General features: G+C 64.8%; 24 protein-coding genes and 1 tRNA gene. 18 read left to right on the forward strand and 7 right to left on the reverse strand.

What is annotated here, in order from left to right; all coding sequences use genetic code 11:
• Positions 1–25: 25 nt before the first annotated feature.
• Both DWV00_RS05625 and DWV00_RS05630 read right to left on the reverse strand, forming a co-directional pair.
• Positions 26–592, reverse strand: coding sequence for an adenine phosphoribosyltransferase (locus DWV00_RS05625; RefSeq protein ID WP_115532557.1), 567 nt, complete (start codon positions 590–592; stop codon positions 26–28).
• 78 nt (positions 593–670) lie between these two features.
• Positions 671–2674 carry a monovalent cation:proton antiporter family protein gene (locus DWV00_RS05630; RefSeq protein WP_115532558.1) on the reverse strand — a complete coding sequence of 668 codons (2004 nt, stop codon included), beginning with the start codon at positions 2672–2674 and terminating at the stop codon, positions 671–673.
• Between the two features lie 149 nt (positions 2675–2823).
• Here DWV00_RS05630 and kdsD point away from each other — a divergent pair, with 149 nt between their 5' ends.
• From kdsD to DWV00_RS05685, 11 genes are all read left to right on the forward strand, one after another.
• Positions 2824–3807: an arabinose 5-phosphate isomerase KdsD gene (gene kdsD, locus DWV00_RS05635; RefSeq protein ID WP_115532559.1), complete on the forward strand. Its 984-nt coding sequence runs from the start codon at positions 2824–2826 to the stop codon at positions 3805–3807.
• Positions 3807–4355: a KdsC family phosphatase gene (locus DWV00_RS05640; RefSeq protein ID WP_115532560.1), complete on the forward strand. Its 549-nt coding sequence runs from the start codon at positions 3807–3809 to the stop codon at positions 4353–4355. Before kdsD ends, DWV00_RS05640 begins: the two co-directional genes overlap by 1 nt.
• Positions 4352–4966 (forward strand): LPS export ABC transporter periplasmic protein LptC, encoded by a 615-nt coding sequence (lptC, locus tag DWV00_RS05645; RefSeq protein WP_115532561.1) that lies wholly within the window; start codon positions 4352–4354, stop codon positions 4964–4966. Before DWV00_RS05640 ends, lptC begins: the two co-directional genes overlap by 4 nt.
• A 30-nt stretch (positions 4967–4996) precedes the next feature.
• Positions 4997–5659, forward strand: a complete 663-nt coding sequence (gene lptA / locus DWV00_RS05650) for a lipopolysaccharide transport periplasmic protein LptA (RefSeq protein ID WP_115532562.1) — start codon at positions 4997–4999, stop codon at positions 5657–5659.
• Between the two features lie 53 nt (positions 5660–5712).
• On the forward strand, positions 5713–6462 hold the full coding sequence (lptB, locus tag DWV00_RS05655; RefSeq protein WP_115532833.1) for an LPS export ABC transporter ATP-binding protein: 750 nt from the start codon (positions 5713–5715) through the stop codon (positions 6460–6462).
• 137 nt (positions 6463–6599) lie between these two features.
• Complete coding sequence (locus DWV00_RS05660; protein WP_115532563.1) at positions 6600–8114, forward strand: RNA polymerase factor sigma-54; 1515 nt, start codon at positions 6600–6602, stop codon at positions 8112–8114.
• A gap of 171 nt (positions 8115–8285) precedes the next feature.
• The gene (gene hpf, locus DWV00_RS05665; protein ID WP_115532564.1) at positions 8286–8639 is read left to right on the forward strand and encodes a ribosome hibernation-promoting factor, HPF/YfiA family; all 354 of its coding nucleotides are present in this window, start codon (positions 8286–8288) and stop codon (positions 8637–8639) included.
• Positions 8640–8913: 274 nt separating this feature from the next.
• Complete coding sequence (locus DWV00_RS05670) at positions 8914–9369, forward strand: PTS sugar transporter subunit IIA (RefSeq protein WP_115532565.1); 456 nt, start codon at positions 8914–8916, stop codon at positions 9367–9369.
• Between the two features lie 147 nt (positions 9370–9516).
• A complete protein-coding gene (hprK, locus tag DWV00_RS05675; protein ID WP_115532566.1) occupies positions 9517–10485 on the forward strand; it encodes an HPr(Ser) kinase/phosphatase in 969 nt (322 codons plus the stop codon).
• 119 nt (positions 10486–10604) lie between these two features.
• Positions 10605–11504 carry an RNase adapter RapZ gene (gene rapZ, locus DWV00_RS05680; protein ID WP_115532567.1) on the forward strand — a complete coding sequence of 300 codons (900 nt, stop codon included), beginning with the start codon at positions 10605–10607 and terminating at the stop codon, positions 11502–11504.
• A gap of 37 nt (positions 11505–11541) precedes the next feature.
• Positions 11542–12177, forward strand: a complete 636-nt coding sequence (locus tag DWV00_RS05685; protein WP_115532568.1) for an LON peptidase substrate-binding domain-containing protein — start codon at positions 11542–11544, stop codon at positions 12175–12177.
• Between the two features lie 62 nt (positions 12178–12239).
• On the opposite strand, the gene mutY is transcribed toward DWV00_RS05685, so the two are convergent.
• The gene (gene mutY, locus DWV00_RS05690) at positions 12240–13361 is read right to left on the reverse strand and encodes an A/G-specific adenine glycosylase (protein WP_115532569.1); all 1122 of its coding nucleotides are present in this window, start codon (positions 13359–13361) and stop codon (positions 12240–12242) included.
• Between the two features lie 13 nt (positions 13362–13374).
• Positions 13375–14202, reverse strand: a complete 828-nt coding sequence (gene mutM, locus DWV00_RS05695; RefSeq protein WP_115532570.1) for a bifunctional DNA-formamidopyrimidine glycosylase/DNA-(apurinic or apyrimidinic site) lyase — start codon at positions 14200–14202, stop codon at positions 13375–13377.
• Positions 14203–14316: 114 nt separating this feature from the next.
• On the opposite strand from mutM, the gene DWV00_RS05700 reads away from it, so the two are divergent.
• From DWV00_RS05700 to pth, 7 genes are all read left to right on the forward strand, one after another.
• Entirely contained in the window at positions 14317–16155 is a 1839-nt protein-coding gene (locus DWV00_RS05700; protein ID WP_115532571.1) for a tetratricopeptide repeat protein, read from the forward strand.
• On the forward strand, positions 16155–16784 hold the full coding sequence (gene lolB / locus DWV00_RS05705; RefSeq protein ID WP_115532572.1) for a lipoprotein insertase outer membrane protein LolB: 630 nt from the start codon (positions 16155–16157) through the stop codon (positions 16782–16784). The genes DWV00_RS05700 and lolB overlap by 1 nt, the downstream gene beginning before the upstream one ends.
• 43 nt (positions 16785–16827) lie before the next feature.
• Positions 16828–17709 carry a 4-(cytidine 5'-diphospho)-2-C-methyl-D-erythritol kinase gene (gene ispE, locus DWV00_RS05710; protein ID WP_115532573.1) on the forward strand — a complete coding sequence of 294 codons (882 nt, stop codon included), beginning with the start codon at positions 16828–16830 and terminating at the stop codon, positions 17707–17709.
• A gap of 53 nt (positions 17710–17762) precedes the next feature.
• Positions 17763–17839, forward strand: a tRNA-Gln gene (locus DWV00_RS05715).
• A gap of 41 nt (positions 17840–17880) precedes the next feature.
• A complete protein-coding gene (locus DWV00_RS05720; protein ID WP_115532574.1) occupies positions 17881–18837 on the forward strand; it encodes a ribose-phosphate pyrophosphokinase in 957 nt (318 codons plus the stop codon).
• 182 nt (positions 18838–19019) lie between these two features.
• A complete protein-coding gene (locus DWV00_RS05725) occupies positions 19020–19640 on the forward strand; it encodes a 50S ribosomal protein L25/general stress protein Ctc (RefSeq protein WP_115532575.1) in 621 nt (206 codons plus the stop codon).
• A gap of 133 nt (positions 19641–19773) precedes the next feature.
• Positions 19774–20376, forward strand: a complete 603-nt coding sequence (pth, locus tag DWV00_RS05730) for an aminoacyl-tRNA hydrolase (RefSeq protein WP_115532834.1) — start codon at positions 19774–19776, stop codon at positions 20374–20376.
• A gap of 8 nt (positions 20377–20384) precedes the next feature.
• Here the strand turns inward: pth and DWV00_RS05735 are convergent, their stop codons facing one another.
• The 3 genes from DWV00_RS05735 to rsmD form a co-directional block, all read right to left on the reverse strand.
• Positions 20385–20654 (reverse strand): YfhL family 4Fe-4S dicluster ferredoxin, encoded by a 270-nt coding sequence (locus DWV00_RS05735; protein ID WP_115532576.1) that lies wholly within the window; start codon positions 20652–20654, stop codon positions 20385–20387.
• Between the two features lie 126 nt (positions 20655–20780).
• Positions 20781–21287, reverse strand: coding sequence for a pantetheine-phosphate adenylyltransferase (gene coaD / locus DWV00_RS05740; protein WP_115532577.1), 507 nt, complete (start codon positions 21285–21287; stop codon positions 20781–20783).
• A 101-nt stretch (positions 21288–21388) separates the two neighbouring features.
• Positions 21389–22012, reverse strand: a complete 624-nt coding sequence (gene rsmD / locus DWV00_RS05745) for a 16S rRNA (guanine(966)-N(2))-methyltransferase RsmD (RefSeq protein ID WP_115532578.1) — start codon at positions 22010–22012, stop codon at positions 21389–21391.
• Positions 22013–22267 lie beyond the last annotated feature (255 nt).

Raw genomic sequence — 22267 nt, forward strand, 5'->3', positions numbered from 1 at the left:
GAAAATGAAAAAAGCAGCCTCTATCTCAGTGGCCGCCGAACTCCGTCACGGTGTACAGCGGCAAGCCGCTCTCGCGCAGCAGCTTCGAGCCGCCGAGATCGGGCAGATCGACGATCGCCGCGCCCTCGACGACGACGGCGCCGAGCCGCTCCAGCAGCTTCTTGCCGGCCATCATCGTGCCGCCCGTCGCGATCAAATCGTCGACGATGACGACGCGCTCGCCGGCCCGGCACGCATCTTCGTGGATTTCGACGGTCGCCGTACCGTATTCGAGCGCATACGATTCGGCCACGGTCTTGTACGGCAGCTTGCCGATCTTGCGGATCGGAATGAAGCCGATGTTCAGTTCGTAGGCGACGATCGGCGCGATGATGAAGCCGCGTGCATCGAGCCCCGCGACGTAGTCGAGCTTGGCCTCGACATAGCGCTCGATGAACAGATCGATGAGCACGCGCAACGTCTTGGGCCGCTGCAGCAGCGGCGTGATGTCGCGGAACTGCACCCCGGGCAGAGGCCAATCGGGAACCGTGCGAATTTGGCTCTTGATGAACGCCGGGGCGTCAAGGGGCGCATCCGCGGGCGTATGGGACATGAAAATCTCCGCTGGCAGTAGTTCGCTCGCGCTCGGCGAGCAAGTCGTGTTGCATGAATGGGCGCGGGACGTGCCGTCTCAAGCGGCCGTCACGCCGGCGCGGCGGTTGCGCAGCAACCGTTCCTCGGCCAGCGCGAGCGCTTCCGGCAGCCCGCGCAAGACGAGGATGTCGGCTTCCCGCAGCTTCGTTTCGGGGCCGGGTTCGACGCCGCGAATGCCGTGACGCCGAATCGCCGTGACTTCGACGCCCATCGAGGCGAGCCCGAGTTCGTCGAGCGTGCGCCCGACGGCGTCGGCGTTACCGTCGACCGACACCGATTGTAGCCGCACCTGGTCGTGCCCGTCCTCCTCGCCCAGATCGTCAGCGCCGTGAAAATAGCCGCGCAGCAGGCTGTAGCGCGCGTCGCGCATTTCCTCGACGCGCCGCACGACGCGCCGCATCGGCACGCCCATCAGCACGAGCGTGTGCGACGCCAGCATGAGGCTGCCTTCGACGATCTCGGGAATGACCTCGGTCGCGCCGGCCGCGAGCAGCTTTTCCAGATCGGCGTCGTCGACGGTGCGCACGATCACGGGCAGCGCCGGCTCGAGTTCATGAACGTTGTGCAGCACGCGCAGCGCCGAGGGCGTGTTCGCGTAGGTGACGGCCACCGCCGCGGCGCGATGGATACCGGCCGAGACCAGCGATTCGCGCCGCGCCGCATCGCCGAACACGACGGATTCGCCGGCCGCGGCCGCGGCGGAGACGCGATCGGGATCGAGGTCCAGCGCGACGTAGGAAAGCCCTTCGTGTTCGAGCATCCGCGCGAGATTCTGTCCGGCGCGGCCATAGCCGCAAATGATGACGTGGGCGTTTTGCCGCAAGCTTTGCGTCGCAATCCGCGTCATCTGCAGCGACTGCTGCATCCATTCCGTCGACGAAAGCCGCAGCACGATGCGGTCGGCGTTCTGGATCATGAACGGGGCCGCGAGCATCGACAGCAGCATCGCCGCGAGGATCGCCTGCAGCATCGCCGCGCCGACGAGATGCTTGTCGAGGATCAAGTTGAGCAGCACGAAGCCGAACTCGCCCGCTTGCGCGAGCCCGATGCCCGTGCGCATCGCCACGCCCGGCGTCGCGCCGAACAGGCGCGCGAGCCCCGTGATCATGACGATCTTGAGCAGCACCGGAGCGATCAGGAAAGCGAGCACGAGCAGCGGATGCGCGATCAGCACTCGGGGATCGAGCAGCATGCCCGTAGTCACGAAGAAAAGGCCGAGCAGCACGTCGCGAAACGGCTTGATGTCCTCTTCCACTTGGTGGCGGTAAGGCGTTTCGGCGATCAGCATGCCGGCGATGAACGCGCCGAGCGCGAGCGAGAGCCCGAATTTGTCGGTGATGAACGCCGCGCCCAGCGTGACGAGCAGCAGGTTCAGCACGAACAATTCCTGAGAGCGCCGCCGCGCGACGACGTTGAACCAGCGCGTCATGAACTTCTGGCCGACGAACAGCAGCAGCGACAGCGCGACGACGATCTTGAACGCCGCGATGCCGAGCGTCATCGGCAGATCGTGCGAATTGCCGCCGAGCGCCGCGATCACGATGAGCAGCGGCACGACGGCCAGATCCTGAAAGAGCAGCACGCCGAAGATGTTGCGTCCGTGCTCGGTTTCGATCTCGAGCCGCTCCGCGAGCATCTTGCTGACGATGGCCGTCGACGACATGGCGAGCGCGCCGCCGAGCGCGACGCTGCCTTGCCAGGTCACGTGCATCCAGCGTTCGAGCAGCAGGCCGACGAGCACCGACACACCCACCGTGCCGATCACCTGCAGCAGCCCGAGCCCGAACACGAGCGTGCGCATCGCCCGCAGCTTCGCGAGCGAGAACTCGAGCCCGATCGAGAACATGAGGAAGACGACGCCGAATTCCGCGAGGTTCTGCGCGCGCGAGGAATCGGGCGCGATCCCGAGCGCGTGCGGCCCGACGACGATGCCGACCGTCAGGTAGCCGAGCATCGGCGGCAGATTCAACGAGCGGAACAATACGACGCCCACCACTGACGCGAGCAGCAGGAAAAGCGTCATTTCGAGCGGAGAAATCACGTGCGAAGCGTCCTCGTTCGTCAGCGGAACACGGACACGCGAACGCGCCGCGCATTCGGCGGTTTAGAGCGCCTTGATGCGGCCAAGGGCCACGATCGGCCATGCAGCGGCCCGGCGCGGCGAACAACGCCTTTGCTATACTCCGGCGAATGATAGCGAAAATCAATGGCGACCGGGCGTTAGCGCTCGCCCGGGAAGTCCTCGACATCGAAGCCGACGCCGTGCGCGGGCTTCGCGATCAAGTCGACGAGCGCTTCGTCGCAGCCGTCGACTTTCTTCTGAGTTGCCGCGGCCGCGTCGTCGTATCCGGCATCGGCAAATCCGGCCACATCGCCCGCAAGCTTGCCGCGACGCTCGCGAGCACCGGCACACCCGCGTTTTTCGTGCACCCGGCGGAAGCGAGCCACGGCGATCTCGGCATGGTCACACAGGACGACGTCTTCATCGCGCTCTCGAATTCCGGCGAATCGGAAGAACTCGTCGCGATCCTGCCGCTCGTCAAGCGTCTCGGCGCCAAACTGATCGCGATGACGGGCCGGCCGCAATCGACGCTCGCCACGCTCTCCGACGTCCATTTGTATGCCGGCGTGGAAAAGGAAGCCTGTCCGCTCGAACTTGCCCCCACGGCGAGCACCACCGCCGCGCTCGCGCTCGGCGACGCGCTGGCCATGGCCGTGCTCGACGCTCGCGGCTTCAGCGCGGACGATTTCGCGCGTTCGCATCCGGGTGGAGCGCTCGGGCGGCGGCTGCTCACGTACGTGCGCGACGTCATGCGCACGGGCGACCAGCTGCCGAAGGTGAACGCCGGCGCCACGGTGCGCGATGCGCTGTTCCAGTTGACGGCCAAGCGCATGGGCATGACGGCCGTCGTCGACGAACTCGGCCGCGTCGAAGGCATCTTCACCGACGGCGACCTGCGCCGCGTACTCGAACGCACGGGCGATTTCCGCGATTTGCCGCTCGTCGACGTCATGACACGCGCGCCGCGTACGATCGGCGCCGATCATCTCGCCGTCGAAGCGGTCGAATCGATGGAGCGCCACCGCATCAATCAAATCCTCGTGGTCGATGCCGACGGCAAGCTGATCGGCGCGCTCAACATGCACGACTTGTTCTCGAAGAAGGTGATCTGATGGCTGCCGCGCCCCTCACGGCAAGCGAACGCGCGAGCCGCGTGAAGCTGATGATTTTCGACGTCGACGGCGTGCTGACCGACGGCGGCCTGATGTTTACGGCTCAAGGCGACACCATGAAGTCGTTCAATTCCATGGACGGCCACGGCTTGAAGCTGCTCGGCGAAGCCGGCATTCGCACGGCGATCATCACAGGGCGCCGCTCCGAGATCGTGGCCGTGCGCGCGCGGGAACTGCACATCTCGCATTTGTACCAGGGCGTGGCCGACAAGATCGAGGCATTCACGGAACTCATGCGCGAGGCGAACGTCACGGCGGAGCAATGCGGCTACATGGGCGACGACTGGCCCGACCTGGGCGTGCTCACCCGTTGCGGGTTCGCCGCGGCGCCGGCCAACGCCCACCCCGAAGTGATCGCCCGTGCCCATTGGGTTTCGGAAGCGCGCGGCGGGCACGGGGCGGCACGCGAAGTCTGCGATGCGATTCTACGCGCGCAGCACCGCTATGAAGCGCTGCTCGCGGCCGCGTGCGGAGCATCTCGAGCATGAATGCCTCGCGCGCCACGTCCCTGGTGTCCCTGATCGCCCTCGCGGCGCTTGCCGGCGGCACCTATTGGCTGCTGCAAGCGACGCGGCCGCCGGCCTCGCAGGACGAGAACGGTCCGATGACGCATACGCCCGATTATTTCGCCGGTAACTTTTCCGTCTCGGAACTCGACGAGTCGGGCACGACGCAATACCGGCTGACGGCCACCAAGATGGTGCATTACGAGGACGACGAGAACAGCGATCTCACGCGCCCGGCCATACGCGCGTTTCAGCCCGGCAAGCCGATTGTCACGGCCACGGGCGACCGCGGCACGGTCAACGGGGACGCGTCGATCGTCGACTTGTACGACAACGCTCACATCGTTCGCGCGGCCGGCGCCGGCGACCCGGAGATGCAGGCGGATTCGTCTCACTTTCGCGTCTTCGTGAACGACGATGTGATTGTGTCGAAAAACCCGGTTAAACTTCGGCGCGGCCCGTCCGTCGCGACGGCGGATGCCATGAATTACAACAATGTTACCCGCGTGATGCAGCTTTTCGGCACGGTCCGGGGCTACATCGCGGCTTCGGACATCTCGGGCGGCGGTACACCCGCCGCCGGTTCGAAGTAATCGGGTCCTATCCTTTCGTAGTGTGACTGCATGAACGAATCGTTCTCTCTTAGCGGACGCCGGCCTACGCGAGTCGGCCTGGCGGCGGCGCTCGTGCTCCTGTTGAGCTGCTTCGCGTTCGGGCCTGCCGCCCATGCCGAGCAGGCCGACAAAGACAAGCCGATGAACATCGACGCCGACAACATGACCTACGACGATCTGAAGCAGGTCACGATCTTCACGGGCCATGTCATCGCAACAAAGGGCACGATCCTCATCAAAGCCGACCGGGTGGAAGTGCATCAGGACCCGGAAGGTTATCAATACGCAACCGGCACGATGGCGCCGGGCAGCAAGGATCTCGCCTATTTCCACCAGAAGCGCGAAGGGGTCGACGAGTACGTCGAAGGCACGGCCGAGCGGATCGACTACGATGGCAAGCAGGATTTGACGACGCTGACCACGAACGCCACGGTCCGCCGCCTGCAAGGGCTCACGACCGTGATGGATCAGGTGCACGGCAGCGTCGTGACGTACGACGGCCAGAACGACTTCTACACCGCGCGCTCAGGCAAGGACGTTGCCGGCCCCGGCAACCCGACTGGCCGCGTGCGCGCCATGCTTTCGCCGCGCAACGGCGCGCCCGCTCCGCTCAATGGCGCGCCCGCCAAGCTCGCGCCGGCGCAAGCGATTCAAGGAAACGGAACGCAGTGAACACGCTATCCACCACAGACGCGGCGACGAACTCGGCCGCCGCGACCGAGCGCGTGCGCACGAGCAGCTCGCTCGTCGTGCGCGATCTGAAGAAGCGGTACGGTTCGCGCACCGTCGTCAAGGACGTCTCGCTCGACGTCAAGAGCGGCGAGGTGGTGGGCCTGCTCGGGCCGAACGGCGCGGGCAAGACCACGTCGTTTTACATGATCGTCGGCCTCGTGCCGCTCGACGCGGGCGAAATCGTGCTCGACGGCAAATCGATCAGCCTGCTGCCGATTCACAAGCGCGCGTCGCTCGGATTGTCGTACCTGCCGCAAGAGGCCTCGGTATTTCGCAAGTTGACGGTCGAGGAAAACATCCGAGCCGTGCTCGAGCTGCAGCGTGACGAGAACGGCAAGCGGCTCGCGAAATCGGTGATCGCCGCTCGCACGGATGCGCTGCTCGACGAGCTGCAGGTCTCGCATTTGCGGGAAAACCCGGCCCTCTCGCTCTCGGGCGGCGAGCGCCGCCGCGTCGAAATTGCTCGCGCGCTCGCGACGAACCCGAGCTTCATCCTGCTCGACGAACCGTTCGCGGGGGTCGATCCGATCGCGGTGCTCGAGATTCAGAAGATCGTCAAGTTCCTCAAGCAGCGCAACATCGGCGTTTTGATCACCGATCACAACGTGCGCGAAACGCTCGGCATCTGCGATCACGCCTATATCATCAGCGACGGCTCCGTCCTCGCCGCCGGGGCTCCGCACGAAATCGTCGAGAACGAAAGCGTGCGCCGCGTCTACCTCGGCGAGCACTTCCGCATGTAAGGTCCGGATCTCCGGGCCCAGCAATTTTTACGCAATCGGCGTAAGCAGCCGCGGCGCGCCGTCGCGCGGCCGCGCTTCAATGGCGCCGCAAGGTTCCCCGCGCGTGGCAAAGTCTCTACAATGAAAGACACATTGCCATGAAAGCCAGCCTCCAACTCCGCCTATCGCAGCATCTTGCGTTGACCCCGCAACTGCAGCAGTCGATCCGATTGCTGCAGCTGTCGACGCTCGAACTACAGCAGGAAGTCGCGATGGCGGTCGCGCAAAACCCCCTGCTCGAATCCGAAGACGAATGGATCGCGAGTCCGCTGCGCGTCGCCGCAGACGGAACCGTGATCGCACAAGCGCCGACGCCGTCCGCGCCCGAACCGATGAGCGGCAGCGGGCCTTCCGCGGAAAGCGGCGAGCGCAGCGAACACAGCGACGGGGCCGGCTCCAGCTCCGAAGAGTACGGCTCGCTCGGCAGCAGCGACGGCGCCGATTCCTCGCAGTGGAATCTGGACGACTACGGCCGCTCTTCGGGTGCGTCGGACGACGACGATCTACCGCCGCTGCAGATCCACGAATCGACTACCACCCTGCGCGATCATTTGATGGCGCAGTTGCGCGTCACGCAAGCCAGCCTGCGCGATCGCGCGCTCATCACGTTCCTGATCGAATCGCTGGACGACGACGGCTACCTCACGTCCTCGCTCGACGAAGTCATGGCCGATTTGCCCGAGGAACTCGAGGTCGACCTCGACGAACTCGGCGCGGCGCTTGCGCTGCTGCACAGCTTCGACCCGGCCGGCGTCGGCGCCCGTTCCGCGTCCGAATGCCTCAAGCTGCAATTGGTGCGGCTGCCGGAATCAGCCACGCGCAAGCTCGCGCACGAAATCGCCGCGAACCATCTCGAATTGCTTGCCGCCCGCGACTTCACGCGTTTGCGCAAGCAGCTCAAGGCAAGCGACGACGAACTGCGCGACGCGCACGCCATGATCCGCTCGCTAGAACCGTTTCCGGGCGCGGCCTACGGCAAGGCCGAAGCCGATTACGTGGTGCCCGACATCATCGTCCGGAAAACGTCGGCCGGCTGGCTGGCCGAACTCAACCCCGAGGTCGTCCCGCGGTTGCGCATCAACCATCTGTACGCGAACATCTTGCGCAACAATCGCGGCGATCCGGGCAGCGGCTCGCTGCGCCAACAGCTGCAGGAGGCGCGCTGGCTCATCAAGAACATCCAGCAGCGTTTCGAGACGATCTTGCGCGTTGCCCAGGCGATCGTCGAGCGGCAGAAGAACTATTTCGTCCACGGCGAAATCGCCATGCGCCCCTTGGTTTTGCGAGAAATAGCTGATACGCTGGGCTTGCACGAATCGACGGTATCGCGTGTGACGACCGGCAAGTACATGCTCACGCCCTTCGGGACGCTCGAGTTCAAGTACTTCTTCGGGTCGCACGTGTCGACCGATACGGGGGGCGCGGCTTCGTCAACGGCCATTCGCGCGCTCATCAAGCAACTGATAGGAGCAGAAGACTCGAAAACGCCTCTTTCGGACAGCCGCATAGCCGAACTGCTGGCGGAACAAGGATTCGTGGTCGCACGCCGGACGGTTGCCAAGTACCGCGAAGCACTCAAGATCCCCGCAGTCAATTTGCGTAAGTCTCTTTAGGCTTTCCGCGTTTTGCGGAAAGCGTTTACCGGCCCTGACGCCATTGGCGGTACCGGCCGGCCGATACGACCCGCCGCTCGTCAGTCTCGCGGGGTGATGACTCGAGCGGGCCGCTCCCGACCGGCAATGCCGCACCTTTGGTGCCAGGCAGCCATTCGTTTGGAGAGCACTATGAATCTGAAGATCAGTGGACACCATCTCGAAGTAACGCCGGCGTTGCGAGAATACGTGATCACCAAGCTCGATAAGGTGCTAAGACATTTCGATCAGGTGATCGATGGCAATGTGGTCCTCTCGGTCGACAACCATAAGGAAAAGGATAAGCGGCAGAAGGTTGAAATCAGCCTTCACTTAAAGGGCAAGGACATCTTCATCGAAAGCGCGAACGGTGACCTGTACGCCGCGATCGATCTGATGGTCGATCGGCTCGATCGGCAAGTCGTGCGCCACAAAGGGCGCATCCAAGAACATCAGCATGATGCGATCAAGCATCAAGACGTGCCGCCGATAGGCGAACAAGCGTAGCCTTCGTGAGACGGCCCGCGCCGAGGCCGCCCACCCCGCGTGAAAAGCCGCCCTTGCCGGGCGGCTTTCTCATTGGTGCGACGCCGCCCAATATCTCGGTTGGCGCGGCGCACCATATGCTTCGGCCCTGTTCTATAATGTGGCGGTTATTGAGGGGCAACCGGCCGTAGGAATACCCGACGGAGTCGGCCCACCGAGCCGACCCGCGAGGCCGAAAATCGACAACCAGCCAGTTGCCGCGAGGACCGCCCGGGCGACGCGTTAGCCTGCCAACATGAATCGTTTAGCCAAATTTCTTCCGCTCGAAAACGTCGTCGTCGGCCTTTCGGTTACCAGCAAGAAGCGTGTTTTCGAGCAAGCCGGCTTGATTTTCGAAAATCAGAACGGAATCGGCCGCAGTGCAGTCACCGATAATCTCTTCGCCCGCGAACGCCTCGGCTCCACGGCCCTAGGCGAGGGCGTCGCGATTCCTCACGGGCGCATCAAAGGTCTCAAGCAGCCGCTGGCCGCGTTCGTGCGGCTCGACCAGCCGATCCCGTTCGAGGCGCCGGACGGGCAGCCCGTCGGCCTGCTGATCTTCCTGCTCGTGCCAGAACAAGCCACGCAGCAGCACTTGGAAATTCTCTCGGAAATCGCGCAACTGCTGTCCGATCGAGAAGCGCGCGAACGTCTGCACACCGAACCGAATCGCGAAGAGTTGCATCGCCTGCTCACCCAATGGCACCCTTGAGCTTGCTCGTCGCGCCTGCCCCTCGCGGTTAGGCGTGCCGGCGCACCGGCGCGGCCGGTAGCGCGCGGCTGGCTCAATTAGCCTTGGCGGGCAGGTCGACGAACGTCGTCGCCGCGCGCGTCGCGCTCAACCTGGAGCAAGGGAGTCATGGATACGTCCAGCATCAACGCCCAAAGCATTTTCGACGACAACGCCTCCATGCTCAAACTGAGCTGGCTGACGGGGCACGAAGGCTGGGAGCGCGGCTTTTCCGCGGAAACCGTCGCGAACGCGACGTCGAGCGCCGACCTCGTCGGCCACTTGAACTTGATCCACCCGAACCGGATTCAGGTGCTGGGCGAGGCCGAGGTCAATTACTACCAGCGGCAGTCAGACGACGATCGTTCCCGGCACATGGCCGAGCTGATCGCACTCGAGCCGCCGTTCCTGGTCGTGGCGGGTGGCGTCGCCGCGCCGCCCGAGCTCGTGCTGCGCTGTACGCGCTCGTCCACGCCGCTGTTCACGACGACAATGTCTCCGGCCGCCGTCATCGACAGCCTGCGCCTGTATATGTCGCGCATCCTCGCGCCTCGCGCGACGCTGCACGGCGTGTTTCTCGACATTCTCGGCATGGGCGTGCTGCTGACGGGCGATTCGGGCCTCGGCAAGAGCGAACTCGGCCTCGAGTTGATCAGCCGCGGGCACGGCCTCGTGGCCGACGACGCCGTCGACTTCGTGCGGCTCGGGCCCGATTTCGTCGAGGGCCGCTGCCCCCCGCTGCTGCAAAATTTGCTCGAGGTGCGCGGCTTGGGCCTGCTCGACATCAAGACGATCTTCGGCGAAACCGCCGTGCGCCGCAAAATGAAGCTCAAGCTGATCGTGCAGCTCGTGCGGCGGCCCGACGGCGAATTCCAGCGTCTGCCGCTGGAGAGCCAGACGGTCGACGTGCTGGGGCTGCCGATCAGCAAGGTGACGATCCAAGTGGCGGCGGGCCGAAACCTGGCCGTGCTGGTCGAAGCCGCCGTGCGCAACACGATCTTGCAGTTGCGCGGCATCGACACTTTGCGCGATTTCATGGATCGGCAACGGATCGCGATGCAAGATCCCGATAGTCAGCTTCCCGGCAAGCTCATGTAACAGGTCGAGCACCGTTCGGGCCGGCTTGCCGCGCGGCCCGCGAACGACCTGTCGGGCCTATCGCCGGCACGACCGAGCCCGGATGCAAGTGCTATGATGAAACGAACTGGTCCTCCCCCATGCGCATCGTTCTAATCACCGGCATTTCCGGCTCCGGCAAATCGGTCGCGTTGAACGCGCTGGCCGACGCGGGCTATTACTGCGTCGACAATCTGCCCCCGCGCTTTCTGCCCGCGCTCGCGCAATATCTGGCGAGCGACGACGAAGGGCACGAGCGGCTGGCGGTCGCGATCGACGCGCGCTCGAGCGCCTCGCTCGACGATATGCCCGGGATCATCCGCGATTTGGCGAGCGAACACGACGTGCGCGTGCTGTTTCTCAATGCGAGCACGCAGTCGCTGATACAGCGCTTCTCGGAAACGCGCCGGCGCCACCCGCTCTCGGGCTCGCCCTCGCACGATGCCGACGTCGGCCTGCTGGCCTCGCTCGAGGAAGCGATCGAGCGCGAGCGCGAACTCGTGGCGCCGCTCGCGGAGTTCGGTCATCAGATCGATACGAGCAACCTGCGCGCGAACGTGTTGCGTGCGTGGGTCACGCGGTTCATCGAAGAGCAGCGCGAAGGTCTGATGCTGATGTTCGAATCGTTCGGGTTCAAGCGCGGCTTGCCGCTCGACGCCGACTTCGTTTTCGACGTGCGCGCCCTGCCCAACCCGTATTACGATCATCGTCTGCGACCGTTGACGGGGCGCGACCAGCCCGTCATCGATTACCTCGACGCGTTGCCGGTCGTGCATGAAATGATCGACGACATTTACGCCTTCGTCCTGAAGTGGCTGCCGCGTTTTCGCGAAGACAACCGCAGCTATCTGACCGTCGCGATCGGCTGCACGGGCGGGCAACACCGCTCCGTGTTCATCGCCGAAACGCTCGCAGCGCGCCTTTCGCGCGAGGCGACCGTGATCGTTCGGCATCGCGATGCGCCGGTCTCCATCGACGAATCGTCACGTTTAGTGGCCTAACCTGCCGCGGCCTACGCGGCAATTCGAAGCGTGCGCCATGTCCTCCACTCCCGCCGTCTACGCTGACCTGCCGCTCTTCCCGCTGCACACCGTGCTGTTCCCGGATGGGCTGTTGCCGTTGAAGATCTTCGAGGCGCGCTACCTCGACATGGCGCGCGCCTGCTTGCGCGACGATTCGCCGTTCGGCGTCTGCCTGCTGAAAAGCGGCGGCGAGGTCGCCCAGGAAAACGTGCCGTGCGTGCCCGAGATGGTCGGCACGCTCGCACGGATAGAACAATGCGATGTCGACGACTACGGCATGCTGCTCGTGCGCGCGCGCGGCACGCGGCGATTTCGCCTGCTCTCCCACCGCAAGGAGCCGAGCGGGCTCATCGTCGGCATGGCCGAGCCCTTGCCGCAGGACGTCCCGCTCGAAGGCACCGACGTCCTCGCGAAATTCGGCGCCTGCGCCGAGGTGCTCGAACGCATCATCGGCACGATCCGCGAGCGCGACGCCGACAGCGTGCCGTTCGCCGAGCCGTTTCGCTTCGACGACCCGAGCTGGGTCTCCAATCGCCTGTCCGAAATTCTGCAGATCCCGCTTCGCGCGCGCCAAAAGCTCATGGAACTCATGGATGTCAGCGAGCGCATCGATGCCGTCCATCACTACATGCAGCAGCATCAGCTGCTTTAGCGGCGGCCCGGCACCGCGCGCTGCCGGGCGTATCGCAACCTCTCGCAACCTCTCGCAAACGCTCAGATGAGCGAGCCTTTGAGCGCGTCGAGCAGCTTGCGCACCGGTGCCGGCACGCCGTAATCGTCGATTTGCGCGAGCGGCACCCACGCGGTCTCGTTGTCGCGCGCCTCCAGACCGCCCGCTCCGGGTGCGGCGTTGAAGTCGGCGCAGCGCGGCTCGATGTCGAGCTTGAAATGCGTGAACGAATGCGTGATCGGCGCCAGGCGATGTAGCCCCCGCGTGTCCCGCACCGCCCCCAATGCGTAGGCTAGTTCGGCGATCGCCGCTTCGTCGGCCGCCTCGGGCAAGCTCCACAAACCGCCCCAGATGCCCGACGGCGGCCGCCGCTCGAGCAGCACGCCGTCGCCGTCGCACAGCACCAGCATCCATGTACGGCGCGTCGGTACCGTCTTCTTCGGGCGGGCCGCCGGCAGCTCGCGCTGACGCCCGGTCGCGTGCGCAACGCAGTCGGACGTAAACGGGCAGCGCCCGCAGTCGGGCTTGCCGCGCACGCACAACGTCGCGCCGAGGTCCATCAGCCCCTGAGTGTAGGCACTCACATCGTCGCCGGACGCCTGCTCGCCCGGCATCACGCTTTCGGCTAGCGACCACATCGCGTTTTCGACACGCTTTTCGCCCGGAAAGCCTTCGACGCCGAACACGCGCGCGAGCACGCGCTTGACGTTGCCGTCGAGAATCGCGGCACGGGCGCCGAACGCGAACGAGGCAATCGCCGCGGCGGTCGAACGGCCGATGCCGGGCAATTCGGCCAGTTGCTCGGGCGAATCGGGAAATGCGCCGCCGTGCCGTTCCACCACGGCCTGCGCGCACCGATGCAAATTGCGCGCGCGCGAGTAATAGCCGAGCCCGGCCCAGAGCGCCATGACCTCGTCGATCGGCGCCGCGGCCAGCGCCGCGACGTCGGGAAAGCGGGCGAGAAATTTTCCGTAATAGGGAATGACGGTCGAAACCTGCGTTTGCTGGAGCATGATCTCGGACAGCCAGATCCGATACGGATCGCGCGTGTTCTGCCAGGGCAAATCGTGACGCCCATGACTGCGCTGCCACACGATCAGCCGCGTGGCGAAAGCCGCTTGCAGCGGCGCGGCGGGTTGCCCCGCAAGGATTGGAGAGGCGGACATGAACGAAGTGAAGTCAGCGCTGGCAGTGCGCGCAGTAATAAGTGGAGCGTTGCCCTTGAACGATTTGGCGAATCGGCAAACCGCAGACGCGGCACGGCTCGCCGGCGCGATCATAGACGAAGCACTCGAGCTGGAAATACCCGCTTGCCCCGTCGCTGCCGACGAAGTCCCGCAGCGTGCTGCCGCCGCGCTCGATCGCGGCGGCCAGCGTCACGCGCACCGCATCGGCCAGACGCTCGCAGCGCGCCAGCGAGACGCGGCCCGCCGGCGTGGTGGGGCGGATGCCGGCGCGAAACAGGCTCTCGGACGCATAGATGTTGCCGACGCCGACGACGATCTCCCCCGCCAGCAGCACTTGCTTGATCGACGCCGTGCGTCCGCGCGTACGCCGAAAGATCAGCGCGCCGCTAAACTCATCGCTGAACGGCTCGACGCCGTGGCTCGCGAGCAGCGGATGCGTGTTCACGTCGCCGTCGGCGCGCGCATGCCAAAGCACGGCGCCGAAACGCCGCGGATCGCGGTAGCGCAGCACGAATTCGTCGAAAATCCAGTCGATGTGATCGTGCTTGGCCGGTTCGCTCGCCTGCTCGTGCCGCAGCACGCGCAGCGTGCCGGTCATCCCGAGATGGACGATGAACCAGCCCGCGTCGATTTCGAACAGCAGATATTTGCCGCGCCGCTCGACCTTTCGCACGGCTTGCAGCGCGAGGGTGCGCGCGAGATCGGCGGGCACGGGCCAGCGCAGCGCGAGCGTGCGTACGTCCACCCGCTCGACGCGGCGGCCGGTGACGTACGGCTCGATGCCGCGCCGGGTAACTTCAACTTCCGGCAGCTCGGGCATGGGGCGGGAATGGATGTGTAACTTGGTGTGTAACTTGCGTGGACCGACATGGTCCAATTCTGCGCGTATTGTAGCGAGCGCGTTACAATCGACCGAAACCTCGAACGGATCTCCATGATTTTGTCCCTCAAGCAGCTTTTCACGCGCCCGGTCGGCGCTCGCCCCGCATGGCGCACGGCGCCGGCGGGCCGCATCGTCGGCGCGGTTCTGTGCGCTTGGACGTTGGCCGCGCTGCCTGCGCATGCTCAGGATCCGGGGCCGTCGGACGATAACACCCCGGCAGCGACGGACCTGTTCGGGCCCTCGCTGCCGGACGAGACGAAGGACCTCCCGGACGTCCCCCTGACGAGTCAAATCGTGTTTCAGGTCCTGGCCGCAGAAATCGCCTTGCAGCGCGACCAGCCCGCGCCCGCTTACCAGACCTACCTCGCGCTCGCCCGCGATACGCACGATCCTCGCATGGCGCAGCGGGCGGCCGAGATCGCGCTCACCGCGCAAAGTCCCTCCGATGCATTGGCCGCCGCGCAGCTATGGCGCCAGTACTCGCCCGACTCCGAGCGAGCCTTGCAGCTCGACGCGTCGCTGCTCGTCTTGTCGGGCAAGCCCGACCAGGCGGAGCCCATGCTCGCGAGCGAACTCGCTAAAGTGTCGCCCGAGAACCGCGGCGGCGCTTTGATCGCGCTGCAGACGCTGATTTCGCGCGGCCCGAACCGCGTCGGTGGCCTGCAAGTGCTTCAGGACTTGCTGAAAAACGATACGGACCGCCCCGAGGCGCAGCTCGCGCTCGGCCGGCAGCAGTTGCTCGCGGACGACCGCCCCGGCGCGCGCGCGTCGTTCGAGCAGGCCTTGAAGTTGAAGCCCGATTTTCTGCCGGCCGCGCTCGCGCTCGGTCAAATGGGCCCCGACGAGCGCAAGGAAGCCATCGCGTCGTTCGAGTCGTACGTGCAGCAAAACCCGAAGGCTCGCGATGCGCGGCTCGCGCTGGCGCAGCTGTACTTGACGGGCAACCAGCTCGACGATGCGCAAAAGCAGTTCGAGGCATTGCGCGCGATGGACGCGAAAGATCCGATGCCGCTGCTCGCGCTCGGTCTCATCAAGGTTCAGCAGAAGCAGTACGACGCGGCGCAGAAGTATCTGACGCAATACGCCGATTTGACGGAAAAGACGCCGGGCGCCGACCCGGGCCAGGCCTATCTCTACCTTGCGCAGCTCGCGCTCGAGCAACAGCACGAGGATGAAGCCGCGAAGTGGCTCGACAAGGTGCCGGCGTCGAGTCAGCAGTACGTCACCGCACGCGTCACGCGCGCGCAGCTGATGGCCAAGAACGGCAAGACCGACGACGCGCGCAAGATGCTCGCCGGCATCCAGACGGACGACCCGCACGAGCAGGCGGCGATCGCGCGCACGGACGCGGCCCTCCTGTTCGACGCGAAGCGCTACCACGAGGCCGAATCGCGCCTGCAAAAGGCGGATGCCGCGTTTCCGGACGACCCCGAGATTCAATACGACTACGCGATGGCGGCCGAGAAGAACGGCCACTACGACCTGATGGAAAGCGTGCTGCGCAAGCTCATGCAAGAGCAGCCCGACAACCCGCAGGCCTACAACGCGCTCGGCTATTCGCTCGCCGATCGCAACCAGCGCCTGGACGAAGCCGGCAAGCTGATCGAGAAGGCATCGGCGCTCGCGCCTAACGACGCCTTCATCATGGACAGCCTCGGCTGGGTCAAGTATCGCCAGGGCGACACGACCGATGCCGCCAAGCTGCTGCGGCGCGCCTACGATATCCAGCCGAACGCCGAAATCGGCGCGCACCTCGGCGAGGTGCTGTGGAAGAGCGGCGACCAGAAGCAAGCGCTTGATGCTTGGCGCCGCGCGCACAAGCTCGAGCCCGACAACAGCACGCTCGTCAAAACGCTCGAACGCTTTCAAGTCAACGTCAACGATCTCTGATGCAGGTTTCGTCTCTCCTAACCCTCGCTCCCGCACGACGCGCGGCGCTGCCCTTTGCCGCCGCCTTCGCCGTCGCGCTCGCCGGCTGCGCGGTCACGCCGACGCGCGGCCCTTCGACGTCGAACGCCACGCCTGAGTTGTCGACGCAGACGATGCACGCCTACCACGGCCGCTTCTCGGTTCGCTACGTCGACCAAAACGGACAGACGCGCAACGCCTACGGAAATTTCGACTGGCAGCAGCAAGGCGATACGGTCACGCTGCAGCTTCTGAATCCGTTCGGGCAGACGCTCGCGATCATCACGTCGTCGCCCGCGTCCGCCACGCTCGAGGTGCCGAACAAGCAGCCCGTGACGGCCGACAACGTAACCGAACTGATGCGGCGCACGCTCGGCTTCTCGCTGCCGATCGAGGGGCTCCGGTATTGGCTGGAATCCTCGCCGGCCCCCACGTCGCACGCGAAGACGATCACGGATCCGCAGCAAAGCTCGCGCCTGAAGGAGATCGATCAGGAAGGCTGGACGATCGAGTACCTCGCTTATGCCGATGCGCCCGCCACGGGCGTCAAGCGCCTCGATCTGACGCGCGCGGCGCCTCCGCTCGCCATCAAGCTCGTCCTGGACCGTTGAGCGCGCACGGCAAGCCACTTCATCGCCTCACACCGCTTTTCACATGATCGAAACGCCCGACTCGCTGCGCGACTGCGCGGCTCCCGCCAAGCTGAATTTGTTTCTGCACATCACGGGCCGCCGGCCCGACGGCTATCACGCGCTGCAGACGGTGTTCCAGCTCATCGATCAGGGCGATGTCCTGCATTTCACGCTGCGCGGCGATGGGCTCGTTAGCCGCAAGACCGATGTGCCCGGCGTGCCCGAAGCGAGCGACCTCGTCGTGCGCGCGGCCATGCTGCTCAAGGCGCATACGGGCACGGCGTTCGGCGTGGACATCGAGATCGACAAGCGCCTGCCGATGGGTGCGGGCCTCGGCGGCGGCAGCTCCGACGCCGCCACGACGCTGCTCGCGCTCAATCGACTCTGGAAGCTGAACCTGGCCCGCGACGTGCTGCAAGCACTCGCGTTGCAGCTGGGCGCGGACGTGCCGTTCTTCGTCTTCGGGAAAAATGCGTTCGCGCAGGGTGTCGGAGAGGCGCTCGAGGCGGTACAATTGCCGCCGCGTTGGTTCCTGGTGGTCACACCAAGGGTGCACGTTCCGACGGTCGCGATTTTTTCCGATAAGTCGTTGACAAGAGATTCGGAAGCCGTCACAATTACGGACTTTCTTGCACAGCAAAGCTGCAGCGCAAGATGGCCTGAAAGCTACGGCCGGAATGACATGCAGCCCGTTGTCGTGGGAAAATACGTGGAAGTCGCGCAGGTGCTTGAATGGTTTGAATCCATCGCACCGGCACGGATGACCGGATCGGGCTCGAGTGTTTTTGCCGCGTTCCGGAGCATCGCCGAAGCGGAAGCGGCGCAAGCTAAGCTGCCTGCAGGTTGGGTCAGCGCCGTGGCATCGAGTTTGGATACGCATCCACTCTTCGCTTTCGCGTCATAGGTTTAGCGTCGTCGGGGCTGTCTCGCAGGCCCGGCGAAGCGCAGAGTCAGTGTAGGGGAGTCGCCAAGTTGGTCAAGGCACCGGATTTTGATTCCGGCATGCGAGGGTTCGAGTCCTTCCTCCCCTGCCAAATATTCCCGCAGTTCCCGCCTCTCCAGCAGCAGGTGCACGATGAGCAGCCATGACGGCCTGATGGTTTTTACTGGCAACGCAAATCCCGCGCTTGCTCAGGAAGTCGTCAAAATCCTCGGTATTCCTCTCGGTAAAGCCATGGTCAGCCGGTTTTCGGACGGCGAGATCCAGGTCGAGATTCAGGAAAACGTGCGCGGCAAGGACGTCTTCGTCCTTCAATCGACTTGCGCGCCGACGAACGACAACCTGATGGAGCTGATGATCATGGTCGATGCGCTCAAGCGCGCGTCGGCCGGTCGGATCACCGCGGCCATCCCCTACTTCGGCTATGCCCGTCAAGATCGCCGCCCGCGTTCGGCGCGCGTCGCGATCTCGGCGAAGGTCATCGCCAACATGCTGGAAATCGCCGGCGTCGAGCGGATGATCACGATGGATCTGCACGCCGACCAGATTCAAGGCTTCTTCGATATCCCGGTCGACAACATCTATGCGACGCCCGTGCTGCTCGGCGATCTGCGCAAGCGCAGCTACGAGAATCTGCTCGTGGTCTCGCCTGACGTCGGCGGTGTCGTGCGTGCGCGTGCGCTCGCCAAGCAACTAAACTGCGACCTGGCCATCATCGACAAGCGCCGTCCCAAGGCGAACGTCGCCGAAGTGATGAACATCATCGGTGAAGTCGAAGGCCGCACCTGCGTGATCATGGATGACATGGTCGATACGGCGGGCACGCTGTGCAAGGCCGCGCAAGTGCTCAAGGAGCGCGGCGCGAAGCAAGTCATGGCCTATGCAACGCATCCGGTGCTGTCCGGCGGCGCCGCCGAGCGCATCACGAATTCGTCGCTCGACGAACTCGTCGTTACCGATACGATCCCGCTGAGCGAAGAAGCGCGCGGGTGCGCGAAGATCCGAACCCTCACGTGCGCGGGCCTGCTCGCCGAAACGTTCTCTCGTATCCGCCGCGGCGATTCGGTGATGTCGCTGTTCGCCGATAGCTGAAGCAAAGCATCACGTATTAGCTCGAGGCCGCCGCATCCGGGGCGGCTTCGGCAACTGGGCGCGGTTCGGTCACCGAAACGCGCCGTTTTCGTCTGGAGCCGGACCTGCCCCGCGGCATTCGCCGCAGTGTGCGGAGGGCTCCGTTTCACTGCCTGGTCGCGGGCAGCAATTGGAGATAGAACATGAAAGTCGTCGCCTTCGAGCGTAACCTGCAAGGTACGGGTGCGAGCCGCCGCCTGCGTAACTCCGGCAAGACGCCGGGGATTATCTATGGCGCAGCCGCTGAACCCCAACTGATCGAACTCGATCACAACGCGCTGTGGCATGCGCTGAAGAAGGAAGCCTTCCACTCGTCGATTCTCGACCTCGAAGTGGCCGGCAAGTCGCAACGCGTTCTGCTGCGTGACGTGCAATACCACCCGTTCCGCCAGCTCGTGCTGCACGTCGACTTCCAACGCGTCGACGCGAACAAGAAGCTGCACACGAAGGTGCCCGTGCACTTCATGAACCAGGAAACGAACCCGGCCGTGAAGCTCGGCGGCGCGATCATCTCGCACGTCATCACGGAAGTGGAAATCGAGTGCCTGCCGGCCGATCTGCCCGAATTCGTCGAGCTCGACCTGGCGAAGGTCGAAGCCGGCCAATCGCTGCACGCGAAGGACATCACGCTGCCGAAGGGCGTGTCGCTCGTGGCGCACATCGAAAGCGAAAACCCGGTCGTGGCCGCAGCAGCGGTGCCGGCTGGTGCCGCGGCTGACGCCGCTGCGGAAGGCGCCGCGGAAGGCGAAACGCCCGCCGCCTAAGGCGTTTCTCGCGCCTATCCTCTCGATCCGTTTCTTTGAAACGGACGACGTGACCCGCCGCGGCTTGCCCGGCGGGTTTTTTTTCGCATATTTTCGTCTCTCGTTCTCGGACCGGTTCTCCGGCAACACAGCAATGATCAAGCTCATCGTCGGGCTCGGTAACCCGGGCGCGGAATATACGGCCACTCGGCACAATGCCGGCTTTTGGCTCGTCGATCAGCTCGCGCGCGACGCGGGCACCCAGCTTCGCGACGAACGGCGCTTCCACGGCTTCTATGCGAGGGCGCGCTTGCACGGGGAAGAGGTCCATCTGCTCGAACCGCAGACGTACATGAACCGCTCCGGGCAATCCGTCGTCGCCGTGGCTCAGTTCTTCAAGATCCTGCCCGATGAAATTCTCGTCGCGCACGACGAACTCGACCTGCCGCCCGGCGCCGTCAAGCTCAAGCTCGGCGGCGGCAGCGGCGGACACAACGGGCTCAAGGACATCTCGGCGCACCTATCCTCGCAGCAGTACTGGCGGCTGCGGATCGGCATCGGCCATCCGCGCGATTTGATTCCCGAAGGCGCGCGCGCGGGTGCGAAACCCGACGTGGCGAACTTCGTGCTGAAGCCGCCGCGCAGAGACGAACAAGATGTGATCGATGCGGCGATCGAGCGTGCGCTCGTCGTCATGCCGCACGTTATTCAGGGCGTGCCCGAGCGCGCGATGATGCAACTGCACAGCGGCGGCTGAATCGCCCCTTATGCCTTGTGCTCGTTGGCCTTGGCCGCTTGGAGCGCGTGGTATTTCGCGAGCAGCCCTTCGGGCGTCTCGAGGTGTTGCGGGTCGTTGGGGATACATTCGACGGGGCAGACCTGCCGGCACTGCGGTTCGTCGAAGTGGCCGACGCATTCCGTGCACTTCGAGGGGTCGATCACATAGATCTCGGGCCCCATCGAAATCGCGTCGTTCGGGCACTCGGGCTCGCATACGTCGCAGTTGATGCACTCGTCGGTAATGAATAAAGCCATGCTTTCACCGGAAAAACGATATCGAACGGTTCGCGGTAGGCGAAACGCCTGCTGCAAGCTCGATATTTTACGCCCGGCTTGCGCTCGCGTCGGCCAGACGTTCGGACGCTAGGGGCTTTCCGGCGCTCAAGGCCGCGGCTGCGACCCTTGCGTCATTTCGGCAACCTTGTCCGTCAGCCATTTCTCGACCGAGGGGAACACGAATTTGCTGACGTCGCCGCCGAGCTGCGCGATCTCGCGCACGATCGTGCCCGAGATGAACTGGTATTGATCCGAGGGCGTCATGAACATGGTCTCGACGTCGGGCAGCAGATAGCGGTTCATGCCCGCCATCTGGAATTCGTACTCGAAATCGGACACGGCTCGCAGCCCCCGGACGATCACGCGAGCGCTGTTGGTCCGCACGAAATCCTTCAGCAGCCCCTTGAAGCTCATCACCTGAACGTTCGGATAGTGGCCGAGCACTTCCTGCGCGATGTCCAGCCGTTCTTGCAGGGTGAAAAACGGTTTCTTGCTACGGCTGTCCGCGACGCCGACGATCAGCGTATCGAAGATGCTCGACGCGCGCCGAACGAGGTCTTCATGACCGCGCGTAAGCGGATCGAACGTACCCGGGTACACGGCGACTACCATCGGCGATCTCCTGTCATTGTGGGGCGCGGGCATGCGTTCGACCGCCGCCGGCCTTGACGCGGCTTACCGTGGCCGGCGTCTATTGCTGTTCGAAAGGCGCATTATTCATCATTTTCGCGCTGCAGCAAATGGTAGTGTACGGCGCCCGCCTTGCCTTGTCGCGCGATCTGCCAGCCTGCCAGAGCGTCGATCTCGGCGAGCTCCAGCGACGCCCCCGCCTCGACATACAGATAGCCGCCTTCGGCGACGAGCGGCGCGGCCGATTCGAGCGCGCGAGCCAGCACGAGCGGCTCGCCGAACGGCGGATCGAGAAAAACGACGTCGAACGAGCACGGCGGCAACCCGGCCGCAAGCCTCATTCCATCAGCCTCGACGACCTCCACGGCCTGCGCCGACAAGCGCTCGCGAATCTCGCGCAGCTGGCGCGCCGCCTTCGCGTTGCGCTCGACCATCAGCACGCGAGCGGCGCCGCGCGAAGCCGCCTCGAATCCAAGCGCACCCGTGCCGGCGAACAGATCGAGACAGCGCAAGCCGTCGAGCCGCTGGCCCAGCCAATTGAACAGCGTCTCGCGCACGCGATCGGGCGTCGGACGCAAACCTTCGAGATCGAGCACTTGCAACGGCGTGCGCTTCCAATCACCGCCGATGATGCGGACGGTGTGCGGCTGCTTGCCGCGGGCGGGCGCCGCGCTGGGCGTGCGGGAGGCGGTGGAGGAACGGGGCATGCAGGGTAAAAGGGGTAGCGAGTAAAAGGCAACGGGACCCGAGGGCAAAACCCATGCGGACATGAGCGCCAACGTTACCACAGCCGCCACCCCGCCTGGGAGGCGCGGCCGGGAAGCAAGGCAACCCCGCCGCACTCGGCGCGCCTGGTAAAATAATGCGCTCATTGAGCGTATCGCCGCATCGTCGGTCCGCCGCGGCGCATGCGCGGCCATGCGCCATCCATTGCCGCCGCCGGCGCCTCGCCGCGGCACCCA

The sequence above is a fragment of the Trinickia dinghuensis genome (genome assembly GCF_003367175.1).
Classification (GTDB): Bacteria; Pseudomonadota; Gammaproteobacteria; order Burkholderiales; family Burkholderiaceae; genus Trinickia; species Trinickia dinghuensis.